The sequence below is a fragment of the Streptomyces sp. HUAS MG56 genome (assembly GCF_058673395.1).
This window is the reverse complement of record NZ_CM178722.1, coordinates 371,848-387,220: the sequence shown is the minus strand read 5'-3', so window position 1 is coordinate 387,220 and position 15,373 is coordinate 371,848. Positions and strand designations below refer to the sequence as shown.

Annotated in this window: 9 protein-coding genes and 3 pseudogenes; 6 read left to right on the top strand and 6 right to left on the bottom strand. The window is 68.3% G+C overall.

The genetic code is table 11. From position 1 onward, the window contains the following. Window positions 1-348: 348 nt before the first annotated feature. Window positions 349-1,041 (top strand): annotated as a pseudogene (locus tag AC4OXY_RS01970) (ABC transporter substrate-binding protein); the annotation flags it as partial. A 556-nt stretch (window positions 1,042-1,597) separates the two neighbouring features. Here the strand turns inward: AC4OXY_RS01970 and AC4OXY_RS01965 are convergent. Continuing rightward, window positions 1,598-1,959: pseudogene (locus tag AC4OXY_RS01965) on the bottom strand (transposase); the annotation flags it as partial. A 533-nt stretch (window positions 1,960-2,492) separates the two neighbouring features. Here AC4OXY_RS01965 and AC4OXY_RS01960 point away from each other — a divergent pair. Beyond that, window positions 2,493-4,592 carry a trypsin-like serine peptidase gene (locus tag AC4OXY_RS01960; RefSeq protein ID WP_491992973.1) on the top strand — a complete coding sequence of 700 codons (2,100 nt, stop codon included), beginning with the start codon at window positions 2,493-2,495 and terminating at the stop codon, window positions 4,590-4,592. Between the two features lie 451 nt (window positions 4,593-5,043). Here AC4OXY_RS01960 and AC4OXY_RS01955 read toward each other — a convergent pair whose 3' ends face one another. Both AC4OXY_RS01955 and AC4OXY_RS01950 read right to left on the bottom strand, forming a co-directional pair. Then, a complete protein-coding gene (locus tag AC4OXY_RS01955; RefSeq protein ID WP_491992972.1) occupies window positions 5,044-5,235 on the bottom strand; it encodes a DUF6207 family protein in 192 nt (63 codons plus the stop codon). 340 nt (window positions 5,236-5,575) lie between these two features. After that, on the bottom strand, window positions 5,576-5,800 hold the full coding sequence (locus AC4OXY_RS01950) for a hypothetical protein (RefSeq protein ID WP_402066458.1): 225 nt from the start codon (window positions 5,798-5,800) through the stop codon (window positions 5,576-5,578). A 267-nt stretch (window positions 5,801-6,067) separates the two neighbouring features. Here AC4OXY_RS01950 and AC4OXY_RS01945 point away from each other — a divergent pair, with 267 nt between their 5' ends. From AC4OXY_RS01945 to AC4OXY_RS01930, 4 genes are all read left to right on the top strand, one after another. Next, window positions 6,068-6,634 (top strand): dihydrofolate reductase family protein, encoded by a 567-nt coding sequence (locus AC4OXY_RS01945; protein ID WP_491992971.1) that lies wholly within the window; start codon window positions 6,068-6,070, stop codon window positions 6,632-6,634. A gap of 134 nt (window positions 6,635-6,768) precedes the next feature. Further along, window positions 6,769-7,200 (top strand): Ku protein, encoded by a 432-nt coding sequence (locus AC4OXY_RS01940; protein ID WP_491992970.1) that lies wholly within the window; start codon window positions 6,769-6,771, stop codon window positions 7,198-7,200. Window positions 7,201-7,257: 57 nt separating this feature from the next. Continuing rightward, a complete protein-coding gene (locus tag AC4OXY_RS01935) occupies window positions 7,258-8,340 on the top strand; it encodes a protein kinase family protein (RefSeq protein WP_491992969.1) in 1,083 nt (360 codons plus the stop codon). A 988-nt stretch (window positions 8,341-9,328) separates the two neighbouring features. Then, complete coding sequence (locus AC4OXY_RS01930) at window positions 9,329-11,002, top strand: TROVE domain-containing protein (protein WP_491992968.1); 1,674 nt, start codon at window positions 9,329-9,331, stop codon at window positions 11,000-11,002. A 42-nt stretch (window positions 11,003-11,044) separates the two neighbouring features. Here the strand turns inward: AC4OXY_RS01930 and AC4OXY_RS01925 are convergent, their stop codons facing one another. The 3 genes and pseudogenes from AC4OXY_RS01925 to AC4OXY_RS01915 all read right to left on the bottom strand — a co-directional run. After that, window positions 11,045-11,179, bottom strand: coding sequence for a hypothetical protein (locus AC4OXY_RS01925; RefSeq protein ID WP_356024835.1), 135 nt, complete (start codon window positions 11,177-11,179; stop codon window positions 11,045-11,047). 502 nt (window positions 11,180-11,681) lie between these two features. Then, entirely contained in the window at window positions 11,682-14,132 is a 2,451-nt protein-coding gene (locus AC4OXY_RS01920; protein ID WP_491992967.1) for a galactose oxidase family protein, read from the bottom strand. A gap of 528 nt (window positions 14,133-14,660) precedes the next feature. Beyond that, window positions 14,661-14,788: pseudogene (locus tag AC4OXY_RS01915) on the bottom strand (ArsR family transcriptional regulator); the annotation flags it as partial. Between the last annotated feature and the right edge of the window lie 585 nt (window positions 14,789-15,373).

Genomic DNA, 15,373 nt, shown 5'->3' with positions numbered 1-15,373 from the left:
ACATGGACGGTGAAGCGATTCGATTACCCGTGCACTCCACGCGTCTCGGTGGCGCATGCCACCTGAACGCCACCGCGGATGCGCCGGAACCCGTTGGTGAACGTCATGAGGTCCTCGGGGGAGCGGGTCGATCTGCGGGGCTGCGCGGGCTGCCGTGGTCGTTGGCATAGCGCGTAGACATCATTTGATCTGCTGTTATTTCATCTCCCGAGCCGAGTTGAACTTCTCGGCGTGTTCGGGTGGACACGTTCAGAGGGTGGCGCGGAATCGGCGATTGACGTATTAGTCATCCCAACAAACAAATCTTCCTGATGATGTGCCGGGCGATATGACAGCTAGGACCACAGTATGTCGAAGCGCTTCAACTTAAGGGCACCCGCCGCAGCACCCGATCCGTCTGCCGCACGCCGCCGACGCTCCCGCAGGGCCGCGGCGCCGCTCGCCACCGTGGCCGTCCTGCTCGCCGGGGCGGCCTTGGGTGGTTGCGGCCAGCAGCGCGACAGTGCCGTGTACACCGTGTTGAACTCCTCGACCGACGACTCCTACCACCGCTGGGACGCGCAGGCGATGGCCCGCTGCGGCAAGCGACTCGGCGTCACCATCGAGCAGCAGAGCGTCCCTGCCGCGCAGGTCATGACCAAGGCGCTGCGCATGGCGTCCTCGGAGTCGCTGCCCGACATCGTGCAGTTCGACGCCTCCGAGATGCCGACGTTCGCCGAGGCCGGCGGGCTGATCGACCTCAGGACGCTGGGCTTGGGCACCGACGACATCCCCCAGGGCATCGTCAACTTCGGCTCCTACAAGGGGACCTACTACGGCGCGGCCCGCTCGGTGAACACGCTCGCGCTTTTCTACGACAAGGACGTCCTCGCCAAGGCGGGCCTGAAGGTCCCGGCCACCTGGGCCGAGCTGCGCGAGACCGCCAAGAAGCTCACCCACGGCAGGCGGTACGGCCTGGCGCTGAGCGCGGGCGGTGCCGAAGACGGCGTCTTCCAGTTCACGCCGTTCATGTGGTCCAACGGTGGTGACGAGAGGCGGGTCTCGCCTGCTGCGACGGTCCACGGACGCCCGCGGTCGTCCGCCGTTGTGCGTTGCTACTTCCGCGACAAGCTGCTGGGTACCGCTGCCGTCAATCGGGGGTGCGAGGACTCCGCGTCCGAGAGACGCGATGCACCGTCCGTAGCACCAAGACGAGCACCGTGACCGCCAGCGCGCCGTTGAGAGTGTCCATGATCATGACGACAGGGTGGGGCGCTAGCAACAGGCTCGGCAGCCTGGCGCTGATCATCCCCAGGCCCATGAGCAGAGGGAGCCATGCCCGAAAGAACCGCATGCCTTGATAGGGACTCTTTCCCTTCCGAATCTCGGTCCGCTCCCACCACCGGAAAGCGAGACTCATGAAGACCAGCGCGCACCCCATCGCGACCACGGACCAGTCCATGAACCGCAGCATCACAACTCCTTTATCGGCAGGAGGATCTTCGTCCCACGGGCGTTCGCGGTCAAGGAGCCGGCGCCCCGCAGTAGCCCTCGGCGCCCCTTGAGCGTCCGTGCCCCGACACGGTTCGAACTTGTGACACCCGCTTTAGCCCGTGTCCTAGGTGGTGAGGCGGACAAGTCGCTTGTAGCAGCATATGGCTGCGGCGAGACCGAGATAGGCCAGGTAGTTGCGGGGATCGCGCTCGTAGCGGGGGCTGAGTCTGCGGTAGCCGGACAGCCACGACATCGTCCGCTCGATCACCCACCTGTGACGGCCCAGCCGTTCGCTGGATTCGATGCCTTTGCGGGCGATCCGGACTCCAATGCGCTTGCCTCGTAACCATTTCCGCAGGTCCTGGCGGTCGTCGGCTTTGTCCGCGTGGAGGCGCAGGGGTTTGAAGTACCTGCCGGGACGCCGACGAGAAGGGGCAGTCCGTTCGCGTCCGACAGGACGTGCGACCGTGACCGTCTACCTGGCTGGACTCCACATCGCTGGCACTTTCCTCTGGTCCGCCAGGCGACCCAAACGACGGCCTTTGGTTCTGGGTGCCGGCAGACGAGTTACGACACGTCGAGCCGCGACAAAACGCCGACGCGCACTGGTCGGCGGCCCCGGCATCGCAGCCGCGGCCCCACGTGCCGCACGACCGGTAATGGCAGAGGCGCGAGCCCAGGGTTGTTCGACTCTCCGCTCTCGCTGCGAACGGCGCACTGAACGGCTCGCGTTGCCGGGCGGGCGGACCATGCACGTGCGCTGCACTCCCACGGCCTCCACCAGCAGGCGTTCGCGTGCGCCGTCTCACCCCGATCCCGCTGTGCGTCCGGGAGCCGGCACCGGCCGCCAGTCATCACCCAGGCAAATTCGCCCTGTGGTTCGATCGCCGAGCGGCAGTGCCGTACTCTCTGCTAGTCCTATCGCCTGCGTGGCGGAGAGTCACGCCAAGTGGGGGGAATTCAGCCCAAAAGTGAGCAGAACTGCAGGGCACCGTGCGAGTCGGCGCGGTGCCTTTCTCGTGGCGGCCGTAGGTGCGATCGCCGCGCTGGCCGGCACCCTCGTCGTCTCGGTCGATACGGCAGGCGCGACGAACGCCCCTCCGGCGTACACGTCCGCGATACCGGACACCGCCCCGCGTCTTCCCGCTGCCGCGCCGCACTGGACAGGCCTTGCGGCCAAGCGGTTCTGGACCGTCCAGCGCATGGCAGAAGCAAAGCCGCTTCCGGACGGCAAACCGCGGACCGCGGGCAAGGTCGCCCACCCCACACTCCAGGGGCTCGTCAAGCCGCCGAGGACCGGTGGTCTGAACGCCCAGGACCTGCGCGAGGCTCCGATGGACACCACGCCGAGCGCCACCGCGGGCCCGACGGACACACCCACCGACACCTCGACCCCGGATCCCTCCGCGACCGCTACGGACACCCCGACCGCCGCCCCGACGGACACCTCGTCCGCCTCTCCGAGCACCTCCCCCAGCGCGTCGGACTCGGCGAGCCCCACCGCCTCGCCCAGCCCGTCCCCCACGAGCACGGGCGGGACAGGTCCCGTCAGCTCCTACTTCGGGGGGCTGCCGATGGTAGGCCGGATGTACATGCAGACCAGCAGCGGCTCCTACTTCTGCACCGCGAGCGTCATCAACAGCCCGCACCACAACATCGTGCTCACCGCCGGGCACTGCATGGACGGGCGGGCAGGGGGCGGCTCGCTCGCGTTCGTCCCCCAGTGGACCGCGGCCAATCCCCAGCCGTACGGCATCTTCCCCGTCGCCACCGACTCCGAAGGCCGCAGCCGGGTCTGGGTCGATCCCCGCTACTACGACCGCGGACACGTCCAGGGCGCCCCGTGGGACGTGGCGTTCGCCCAGGTCGGCGCACGCAGCGACGGCAAGCAGGTGCAGGACGTGGTGGGCGGCAACAACCTGGCCACCGGCCGCGGCTACGCCTTCCCCAGCATTCGGCTGGTCGGCTACCCGGGCACCGCCGCGCAGCCCCTGACCTGCGACAACAACACCACGCAGTACACCCCGACCGACGGCACCCCCGGCTCGTACCTCCGGATCGCCTGCAACGGCTTCGCGACCGGCACCAGTGGCAGCCCGTTCCTGGAGAACTTCGACCCGACCACCGGCACCGGCGACGTGGTCGGCAGCATCGGCGGCTGGGACACCGGCGGACCGACCGACGACGTCTCCTACAGCCCCTCCTACGGCTCCGACGTCCAGAACCTGTACCAGGCGGCGGTCGCCGGCACCGCCCCCGCACGTCCCAATGTGCTGCCCGGCGCCTCCACACTCACCCATGCCACCCTCGTCACCTCGGGCTCCTTCACGCCCTCACCTTCGCCCGATCCGGACAAGAGCGACCAGATCGTGCGCTGGTCGGACGGCGAGCTGACGCTGTACCGGGGTGGTGGCAACGGACGGTTCGACAAGGAAATACAGCTCGTCGCGGCCAATACCACCTGGACGAAGGCCGTCTCCATCACGGCCGGCGACTTCACGGGCACCAACACCTACGACCTGCTGGTGCGCTGGAGCGACGGCAGCCTCACCCTCTTCCCCGACGTCGACGCGCACGGCCTGCACAGCCAGATCACACTCGCCAAGCCGGGCACGCTGTGGCAGCACGAGGTCGCCATGACCGCGGGCCGCTACACCACCGACGACCACTGGCCCGACGACCTGATCGTCCGCTGGTCCGACGGCGAGACCACGCTCTACAAGAACCTCAACTCCACCGGCCTCCACAGCGAGGTCCGGCTCAACCCTGCCAACTCCACCTGGACACACGCCACATCCCTCACGGCCGCCGACTTCGCCGGGAACACCGAGTCAGACCTAGTGGTCCGCTGGTCCGACGGCGAACTGACCCTGTACCCGGACATCAACCAGTACGGCTTCCACGGAGAGGTGCGACTGCGGGCCCCGAGCACGCTGTGGACCCACGCCACGTTGACCACGGCGGGCAACTTCACCAGCACTGACAACCGGTCCAACGACTACCTCGTGCGCTGGTCCGACGGCCAACTGTCCATGTACCAGGACAGCGGCAACAGCCTCGGCACGGAAGTCGTACTCGCGACCGCATCCGGCTCGTCGCTGCCGTACTACCGCCGCTGACCACGAAGTCCTCTGGGCCTGGGCCCAGGGGACCCCTAGCGATGGTTTGTTGACGGCGGTTCGTCTGGGAATGGGCCGTGATGTCTAAAACTGACGATTTATACGGTCCGCCGGTGCGGCCGCGCACCGTCCTGCGTTATGCGTAATTCGGAGCTCATAGAGCCACGGCACGCCTACTGGCCTGCAGCTTCTCCTCTTCGGGCGCTGCAGGCCGTTCCTCTAGGGCTTGACGTTCTCGCAGGTCAGGGCAGGTCCTGGATCCGACGCCATCGGGCTGCCGGGCGGCGCCTGGCCGATCAAGCCGGGAGCCACGATAGAGGGGCGGTGCCTCGCCCGGCACAAGAATCGTCAACTTGCCCCTAATGATTGGGATTTGGGCGGTCATGTTTCGCTGCATTGCTGGAGCCTTGGCGCACATCGCCACCTCTCTGACCTGGCCGTTTCTCTATGCCTAGAGAAACGCCCCAACAGGCCATTCGGGGGCGTCTCCGCAGTTCAGGACTACTATCTGCTCTAGATGCGGCGAATTACGCGGAACGCACGACCGTGCGGCGAGCATTTCCTGGACGGCGAGTGCGGTTTCGTCATCGGTGGCTGCGATCTCCACCACGGCCAGGCCCGGTTCCGCCACCTGCGCTTCCATGGTCTCCGGAGCCCGAAGCGGTTCTCGGATCCCGGTGTCTTCACCAGACCGAGTACGGACGCGAACGCGGCTGCTCTGGAGGATGCGGCGGCCTTGGTGGTGCGCGCGAGTGGCGGCTGGAGTCAAGGCTGCGGACACCGATCGCAGGGGAGTCACTTCGGTTCGTAAGGCCCCGCGTTGCGGTGGGTGTTGCGATGGGCGGCGTGGGCGTGGGCGCGGCTGGGGATCGGGGCGCGCTCGCGGGAATCGCGCGTCGGCGCCGCCGCCGCGCAGGGCCGCCGACAATGCGCCGGTCGTCAGGAGCCAGGCTGCTCCCTGCTCGTGATGATGCTTGAGCGCGTCACGTGCCGGGCGGCGCCCACACGTCCGGACCGGCACCCCACCACTCCACCCAGTCCGCGCTCGCCACGTCCGCGGGCTCGACGTCTTCGGATCCGGCTCGGCGCAGGAATTCGACGATGTCGTACAGCGTGTATGCCATGCCCACGAAGCGGCTGGCGACGCGGACGCGCCTGCCGCCGTCCTCGGCTGGCGGGTAGACGACGACCTGCGGCGTCTCCGTCATGCTCCCAGGGCGCGGCGCGCGCCGGGAGCGCGCATGCGGGACGCCGGAGCCGTCCGTAGTTTGTTGCGGGGTTTCGCCGCTCGCGGCATGTCGATCTTGCGTGACCTGGGCGTTCTTGGCTGCCTCAAGGCCTTGTCATCCATGATCAGTCTCAAATCCGTGGCATTCCCCGCAAGGGCGAGGTCGAGATCAGGCGGCTTGTCCGAGTCGGCCGAGTACACCACGCTGAGTCCATACGCCGGACACCCACGGACGGAAGGCTGGGCCATGCGGAAACTGATCTACGGCATGAACGTGACCCTGGACGGCTACATCGCCGCGGTCGGCGACGACATCGGCTGGAGCGGACCGCCGAGCGACGAGCTGTTCCAGTGGTGGCTCGACCACGAGCAGGCGAGTGGCCTGTCGCTGTATGGGCGCAAGCTGTGGGAGACGATGAGCTCCTACTGGCCGACCGGCGACCAGCAGCCCAACGCCACCCCGGCGGAGATCGAGTTCGCGCGGAACTGGCGGGACACGCCGAAGGTGGTGTTCTCCTCGACGATCGACAAGGTCGACTGGAACACCCGCCTGGTCACCGGCGACGCGATCGCCGAGATCACCCGGCTCAAGGCCGAGGACGGCGGCCCGATGAACATCGGCGGCGCAACGCTCGCCGGGGCGGCCATGCGCGCCGGGCTGATCGACGAGTACGTGATCGCCGCCCATCCGGTCCTGGTGGGCCGCGGCACGCCGTTCTTCACCGCGCTGGACAGCTGGGTGAACCTGAACCTGGTGGAGACGCGGTCGTTTCCCGGCGGCGTGGTCCTGACCAGGTACGAGACGAGGCGCTGAGCAGCGAGAGTCTCAGGGATGCTGCACAAGTGCTGCTGACGTGCAGTCAGCCCTGAGACCGTCTACCTATGCCCCGAACCCTATGTCCAGGCGCCATCAGCTTTGGTCTAGTGACCCTGCTTCCGATCAACGTAGTGAGCGCGACCGAAGAACACAGGGTGCGCTTTCACCAGTACCACCTGAATCTGGAGGATCGCGAGGTCGCCCAGTCCGAGATCGGCAAGGGGTACGAGCTGACCGGGGACCGGGTCATCCCGATCACGCACGAGGAGTTGAGCAATCTGCCGCTGCCGCTGCCGACGGCGATGGCGATCGAGATCGACGCGTTCGTGCCGCTGGAGGACATCGACCCGATCCGTATGGGCGCCGGGTACTACCTGTCCGCCGGTGGGCAGGTCGCCGCTACGGGCGGGGGCGGCTATCAGATGTTGTGCAATGGGGTTGAGCGGCTCGGCTGCGTCCTCGCACCCGCCCAACTTCGGTGTCGACTCCTGGATGTTCTCCCGCTCCGTGTCAGCTTTCGCGGCGAAGGTGCCGAACTGAGAGTGGCTGATCTTTCGGCGTAAGGTCGGTGCCGTACGTGGGATTGCCGAAGCCCTGGTTCGGGCACCGAGGAGCCGTCGATGCTGGGCCACGATTTCCTGCGTACCGCGCGCTTGGCTGGTTACGGGACCGTGAGCACTCAGCTCTCCTTGCTGAGCGACCACCGGCTCGGGGAGGCCGTGGCAGCCGCTACCCCGCTCGGGTCGGGCATCGGCGGCAGGTCGGCAGAGCTGGACATCAACGGAACGCGCGTCTTCGTCAAGCGGATCCCATTGACGGACATCGAATTGCGCCCGGAGAACGTGCGGTCGACGGCGAACGTCTTCGAACTGCCGATGTTCTACCAGTACGGCGTGGGCTCGGCCGGGTTCGGTGCCTGGCGGGAGCTTGCCGTGCACGCCATGACCACGAACTGGGTTCTCGGCGGCGAGTATGCGGGATTCCCTCTGATGTACCACTGGCGGGTTCTGCCTGACTCCCCTCCCGAAGGATTCACCGACGAGTTCGGGGGCCTGGAAAGGGCAGTTGCACACTGGGAGGGATCACCCGCCGTTCGTGACCGGCTGGAAGCCATCGGCCAGTCTTCGTACAGCCTGGTGGTCTTCCTGGAGCACGTGCCGCACACACTCGCCGGATGGCTGGTCGATCACCGCAAAACCGACGCGCCGGGAGGCGGGGACGGCTCGCCCTTCCTTTGGGTGGAAGAAGCTCTGATGGAAGGAGCCGCTTTCATGAGTTCCCGCGGCCTCGTCCACTTCGATGCTCACTTCGACAACATCCTGACCGATGGCCGCCAGCTCTACTTCGCCGACTTCGGACTCGCCCTGAGCTCCCGTTTCGACCTTACGGCGGACGAGTCCGACTTCCTCGCGGACCACTTCGTATTCGACCACTGCTACACCGCGAGCCACCTGCTCCAATACCACGTGCTCGACGGCGTCCGCGGTGAGACGGAACGCGAAGCCTTCCTGCACGACTGGATCGCGGGCCGGCGACCTGGCCACATCCCGCCCGAGATCACGGCCATCATCGACCGGCACGCACGCCCTACCGTCGTCATGGACACCTTCTTCCATCGTCTGTTCACCGAGAGCAAGCAGACGCCGTTCCCGGCCGCCGAGATCGAGCGGCAGTTGGACGCCGGCGCCACAACCCCGACCTGATCCACGCCCTCGCCTCGGCCGCTGCCTACCGACGGGCCTCTGGCACGCACGCGCGGGCCGGTCCAGGGCAGTCTTGAGCTGTTCGGGTCCGACGAGGATGACGGCAGGCGTGGCTCGTGCTCCTGGAACAAGTCCCAGAGCCGGTAGAGGCAGTGGAGGGCGTTGTTGCGCAGCAGGTGGGCGTTGTGGACGATGACTGCCGGCCGGGGGCGTCGCGTGAGTTCTCCCGAGATCGCGATACGCAGGCCGCGGTGTTCCTGGTGGGCGCCGCGTTCATCCGTAGGAGACTCCTGCCCCATCCCGTCGCCGTTCCCGCGGGTCGGGACGGCGCCGCCGTCGCACGGTCGGCCGCCACCGGCCCGCGCACCGGTGAGTCGGTTGCCACGCTTGCGCCACAAGGGCCTGTTCGTCCAGCCGGATTGGCCTCCGGACGACGATGCCGACTGAGTCGACACGCTCCCTGCATAGCCCCGGCCCAGCTCAACGGCGTTGCAGCGGGGAGTTATTGCATGCGTCGATCTGACGCAGGAGCTACAGTGGGGTCGTCCAGGTGCGCAGGCAACGGATCCTTCTTGGAATTGAGGGTTGCGGGTTCAAGTCCCGTCTGGCCAACAGCGTTGGCCGGTAGCTCAATGGGTAGAGCATCAGTCTGTGAGCCGTCGCCGACTCTGACCTCTGGACTACAACTTCAGACTTCTGCACCTCCCGGTGCGCAGGCCGCGGTTACTTCTTTTGGCAGAACCACCTCGGTGGGCGGGGATCGAACCCCGCAGAACCGCAGCCGTCTTGATCTCGGGAGGCTCAAGCATCGGGGGCGCCCGGTGCGCAGGCAGCGGATACTTCTGGATTCACAAATCCTCGCGGGTTCGAATCCCGCCGCCAGTTGCACGGCTGGTGTGGGCGAGCGGCCCAAGCCAACGGGTCCGCAGCCGACTTCCGATCTCGGGCGCCCACTGCTTGCGCTTCCCCTCCATAGTGAGGGGCTTTTGTGTCGCGCTTCAACACCCGCACCGCCCGGCCGACGACCGCGTCCCCGGTCACCACGACCGGCGGGACGACCCGCACCCACGAAGGCGCCACCGGCCACCTCCGCGACGCGCGGTCCGAGCTGTTCGTGCTCGCCATCTCCCACTTCCTCGCGGACACCTTCTACGAGAACGCGAAGGAGCGGGACGACCGGTTCGAGCGTCTCGTCCGCCAACTCGCCGTCGAGGACCCGGCGTGGACCGCAGGCCTGCTCGGCTGGCTGCGCGGCGAGGGCAACATGCGGTCGGCCGCGCTCGTCGGGGCCGCCGAGTTCGTCAAGGCCCGACTCGACGCCGAACAGGCCGTCGCCCGAATCCCGGGCCCGGCCGCGATCGACGGAGCAGTCCCGTACTCGAACCGCGCGGTCATCGCCTCGGTACTCCAGCGAGCGGACGAGCCGGGCGAGATGCTCGGCTACTGGACGACGAAGTACGGGCGCCGGCTACCGAAGCCGGTGAAGCGAGGCATCGCCGACGCGGTCCAGCGGCTGTACAACGGCAAGTCGCTGCTGAAGTACGACACCGCGTCGAAGGGCTACCGCTTCGGTGACGTGCTCAACCTCGTGCATGCGGCCCCGGCCCCCGAGAAGCCGTGGCAGGGAGACCTGTTTCAGTACGCGCTCGACCGGCGGCACAACCCGGACGATGCGGTCCCGCCGGCGTCGAACCGCATGCTGACGGCGCGGCAGGAGCTGCTGGCGCTGCCTGTGCAGGAGCGGCGTGCAGTTGTGACGGCTTCGGATGGCGCGGAGCGTCTGGCGGCGGCCGGGATGACGTGGGAGTCGTTGGCAGGCTGGCTCCAGGGCCCGATGGACGCGGTGGCGTGGGAGGCCGTGATTCCGTCCATGGGTGTGATGGCGCTGGCACGGAACCTGAGGAACTTCGACGAGGCGGCCGTCTCCGATGCTGTAGCCGCTCGGGTGGTGGCGCGCTTTGCTGACCCGGAGGAGGTGCGTAGGTCTCGGATGTTCCCGTTCCGGTGGTGGGCGGCGTACAAGCACGCCCCGTCGCTGCGGTGGGGGCACGCGCTGGAGCAGGCACTGAACCACTCACTGTCGAACGTGCCGCGGCTCGGGGGCCGGACGCTGATCCTGGTGGACCGGTCGCCGTCGATGTTCCCGGGGTACGGGTTCTCGACGCCGAACAAGTCGGACATCCCGCTCGCCGAGCAGGCTGCGGTGTTCGGTGCCGCGCTCGCGGTACGGGCGCAGGACCCGACGCTGGTGGAGTTCGGCATGCGCAGCGCACGGGTGGACGTGCCGAAGGGCGGGAGCGTGCTGCGGCTGATCGAGAAGTTCGGGCAGATCGACGGCACGGACATCCCCTCAGCGGTCAAGGCTCACTTCGACGGGCACGACCGGATCGTCGTTGTCACCGACGAGCAGACCCGGCCGGGCTGGTTCCCATCCAACGCCCACGGATACGGCGGGATGCGCGAGACCGAGATCGACGACCTCGTACCCAGGAACGTGCCGGTCTACATGTGGAACATGGCCGGCTACCGGGCCGGGACGGCGCCGACCGGGAGCGGGAACCGGCACGCCTTCGGTGGCCTCACGGACCATGCTTTCCGGATGATCCCTCTCTTGGAGAGGGGACGGGACGCCCGCTGGCCGTGGCAGGAGGGTGCGGCCTGATCGCGCGAGATGGCTCCGCCGCTTTGGCGGCGGGGCTTTTCGTCATGCGGCCTCGACGACCTCGTCACGTACCGCGAGCGCCCACTCGGCGACGAGCCCCTGGTGGGTGGGCCGGTCCTGTGGTTTCAGGTGGCCGCCGGCGTGCAGCATGAGCGCGCGGATCTCCGCGTTCACCACTGGGGAAGGGCGCGCGGGGTCATGGCTCGGGCGCTGTCCGGACCTCGCTGGCCTCCTGACCGACACCGCTGACAGCAATACCCATATGAGGAACATCAACGACGGCCCGGGCATCACCCCGCCCGGGCCGTCGGCGCGCTTTCGATGCACGCTTTGGTGGATACCGGCCGGTGATGTGGGCTCTGCGGGAGAACCGGCTCCCGCCCGCTGTGACAGGGGCGCGGTGTCCAGGATGTTGTCCCCGTGGTGCATCACGGCGGTCGCCGCCACCACATGCGCCAGCAACGGCCGAGGCAGCAGCAGCCTGGCCGCCAGGTATGCGGTGCGCCGGAAGCGTCGCACCAGCTGCCGCTGACGGTCGTAGTCCTCACGCAACCCCGGCTCCCGGACACCAGCGGCGTTCAGGCTCTTGGTCCCCCTCGCATGGGCCGATCGTAGTCAGTACGGCGTGTGGTGGCGGTCGGCGCGGTTCTGCACCGACGGCGGCACCGGTACGGCCTGCCTAGCGCTGCGCTCCTCGGGTGCCTGCGGAGTTGACGGTGAGGATTGCGGCTTTGCTGGGCACGGCCTGCTGGTTGAGTGCGAAGAGCATGTACGTGCCGGGAAGTGCCACGCCGGGGTCGGCCGGGATGTCGAGTTCGTAGGTGTTGGTTGCGGTCTTGCGGGGCGTCAGCGGAATTCGGCGTTGGTCGTTGTCGACGGAGTGGGTCGCGGCTCCGGCTCGGACCAGGGCGAACTTGTCGATGGGCATGTCGGTCGTCACCGTCAGCCGCTGCCCGTGTGCGACGTCGGTGGGAACGCTGCTGATGATGTGGGGGCGGGGCTTTTCGCTGCCGTCGGGGTTGAGGAGGTAGGGCGGGGTGAAGATCGCTCCGTCGGCGTGGTTGGTTTCGCAGTCGCCGCACAAGCCGCCGCCTCCGGTGAAGATCCGCCCGTCGGGGAGCAGATTGGCGACGCTGTGATAGTTACGGGGGAGCGCCATGGCTGCCATGGGCGTGAAGCGGCCGGTCGCGGGGTCCCATATCTCGGGGCTCAGGACGGAGTGGCCGTCGCTGAAGGGCTTGGCGTAGGACTGTCCCCCGAAGACCGCGACCTTTCCGTCTGGCATGACGACGCTGTTGGCGAAGGAGCGGGCGTAGGCCATGTCGCCGGTGCGGACGCTGGCAGGCGCCTCGTCGGGGCCTTTGACGCCGACGGCGTAGGCGCGGTTGGTGGCCGTCGCGTTCTCGTATGCGGTGGCGCCGCCCAGGGTGAGGAGCTTGCCCACGTCGTAGGCGACGGCATCGCCGTTCATCGCGTCGAGGCTGTCGGCGCGGGTGCCGGCCGGGGTGATGCCGCCCTCGCCATCGGTGGAGATCCAGTTGAGCTGCTTGCTGGGGCCGAACTGCAGGACTCGTCCGTTGGACGTGGCGTACAGCCATTCGTGGTTGTCTGCCCGGTAGGGGCCTGCCGGGTCGGCGGTCAGGGTGGGGGAGACCGGTACGCCGGACAGGGTGCGCCAGGTGCCGGTAGCGGCCGACCAGACCTCGCTGCCCTTGTCCGGGGCGTTGTCGCGGCCCCAGGAACCGCCGATGACGAACGCGTCGCCGTTCGGGAGCGGGGTCATGGCTTGATAGCCGCGCGCGATGTTCATGTCGCTGGTGGAGGTCCACTCGTCGGTGGCGGGGTCGTAGATACTGGCGCGCTCGGCGTTGCTGCCGCCGGTCACCAGCACCCGGCCGTCGGAGAGGATCGCGGTGCCGGGACAGAACATGTCGTGTTTGGTGTTGTCGACGCGGCGCTGGGTGATCTTCCCGGTGGTCAGGTCCATGATGGCGGTCTGGGTGTAGCCGTTGCTTCCGCCGAAGCGGTCGGGGGCGTAGGCGGACCAGGCCAGGAGTTTGTCGTTGGGCAGTACGGCGGTCGCCACCGGCACCAGCGGGAAGCCGATCAGCGGGCCCCACGCGCCGTGTTCAGCGGGGTTGGCCGGACCACTCAGGCGCAGTTCGGCGGCTGAGGACCAACTCCCGCGGCCGCCGGCCTCGGTGATGGCCGTCAGACGGACATAGCGCGCGGTGACGGGCTGGTCGAACGTGGCGCCCTTGACGGTGTCGTCGTCCTTCCAGGTCCCGGTTGCCACCGGTTTCCCGAAGGCGGTGCCGTCCGTGCTGGTGGTGATCGAGTACTGGCCTATGCGGCCGTTGGCGCTGTCGTCCAGTCGTGGTTCGTAGGAGAGGCCTGAGACGACGGCGGTGCGGTGCATGTCGATGGTGATGCTGTGCGGCAGCGGTCGGGTGTCACCGGACCACTGGGTGTGCCAGATGGTGCCGGGGTTGCCGTCCAGTGCGTTCTGGGCGCGACCGTCACCCGCTTGGGTCTCTTCGCTGTCGGCGGTGGCGGTCCACCCGTCGCGCGGCAGGTCGACGCCGGGTCCGGGCGTGCTTGGATCGCCGAGCAGGTTGATCTCCGCCGCCGAGTCCCACGGCCCGCGCGCGCCGGCCTCGGAGGTGGCGGTCAGCCGCACGTAGCGGGTGCGTCCGGCGGCGAACCGCAGCTTCTTGACAGCCGCGTCGTCGGCCAGGGTTCCCGTGGCTACGGGCTTCCCCCAGGTAGTGCCGTCGGCACTCAGGTAGATGGCGTATTCGCCGATCCGGCCGCTGGGGCTGCCGTCCTGGCGCGGCTGGTAGACCAGTCCCGAGACGACGGCGGTGCGGTGCATGTCGATCGTGATGCTGTGTGGCTGTGGCTCCTGGGCGTGGTGGTTGTCCTCGCGGGTGTCCTCGTCGCTGACGGTGGTGGTCCACCCGTCACGCGGCAGGGTGGGAGCGGCGGGTTCAAACGCCTCCCTGGGGACGACCTCGCCGTGTGCTCCTGGAGGCGTCGGCTCGTGCCCGCCGGAGGGTGAGTCTGTGCCGTGTGCGGCCGTCGCACGGTCCGCGACGGCGGGGTTCGGATGCAGCAGCGCGCCGGTCACTGCCGCGGAGGTAAGGAGGACAAGGCTGAGGGCTCGCACCGTGGCCACTCGTAACCTGTCAGGCGCACCTGTCATGGCGTCTCTCCGAACGGTGAGCAAGGGGCCGCAACCACGTCTGCCGCACAGGCAAGGCCCCAGGGCGGCACGCACCGCGAATGCGCGCGGAATCCGGCAAACGGCTTTGGAGCGGTTCGCAGGGTTCAGCTGTCGCAGTGTTCATGCAATCACCGTGCACGTCCTTGAGGCCACATGCGCCCCGAGCGCAGCCGATGGGGGAGTCACCCGCGAACCCTTCTGCGGGCGACCAGCCGGTCTTCGAACGGACCCCGGCGCATGGTCTGGCCCAGTACCACGAGAGCACAGTCGCCGACGTGCACACCACCGGCGGACACCTGCCCGCCACCGGCGTGGGCCTGGCCACATACGGACCGGCGGGGTGGGCAGCTCAGGCGGCCGGTGCACAGACTTCCCCGTCGGACTCGACGGTCCGCCAGGGAACCCAGGGCTCCAGAATTCGACCATTCAGCGTCAGGCCCGCGGGGGCCAGGCCGCTATCAGGGCGAGAGGCCGGGGAACCGGGCATGGGGGTCTTCGATGCGTACGTGGCTGCGGCGTTCGAGCCCGTACTGGCGCTGACGTGTGACCCCGCCCCGCCTCGCGCAGCGCCTTGCACGGGTGGCCGCGTCCCGGTTTCCCGGGCGTGCGGTCGCCGGTGCAGTGTTGACGACCGTCGGGGGCGGGCTGCGTTGGTCGCTGGCGTTGTTCCTCGTGCCTGCCCTTGCGGTGCGCTACGGGGTGAATTGCGGCAGTCTGGCCGTCTGAGCGTCTGCGGATGTCGTTTCGCGGTGTCTTCGGGAGCCACGGGTAGCGCTCACTCAGTTCGGAGGCGGCGAAGGCTTCGAGGGCCGCTCGGTCGGGGCGGTGTAGATCGCGCGCAGGGGCGGCATCAGCTTGGGGCGGTCGCGCACCGACGACAGCCGCGGCGACGCGCGGAACTCTGAGCGCCATCGCCCCCGAGGGCACGAGCCCGCGCCTGGCGGCGTGGCTGCTACCGGAGGGCGGAGGAACGAAGTGGACCACCGACCCGGACGCGCTCGGCATCCCCGCCCCGATCACCCCGGAAAGCCGGCTGTGACGCCGCCAGGGCCGGCCCCGCCACAGCGGGCCTTGGTGGTAGGCCCGGTGGCAGACGTGGTGCCTCGCGGGCGTGCTCTTCGCCCTGACCGTCGTCTTGCTCCGTT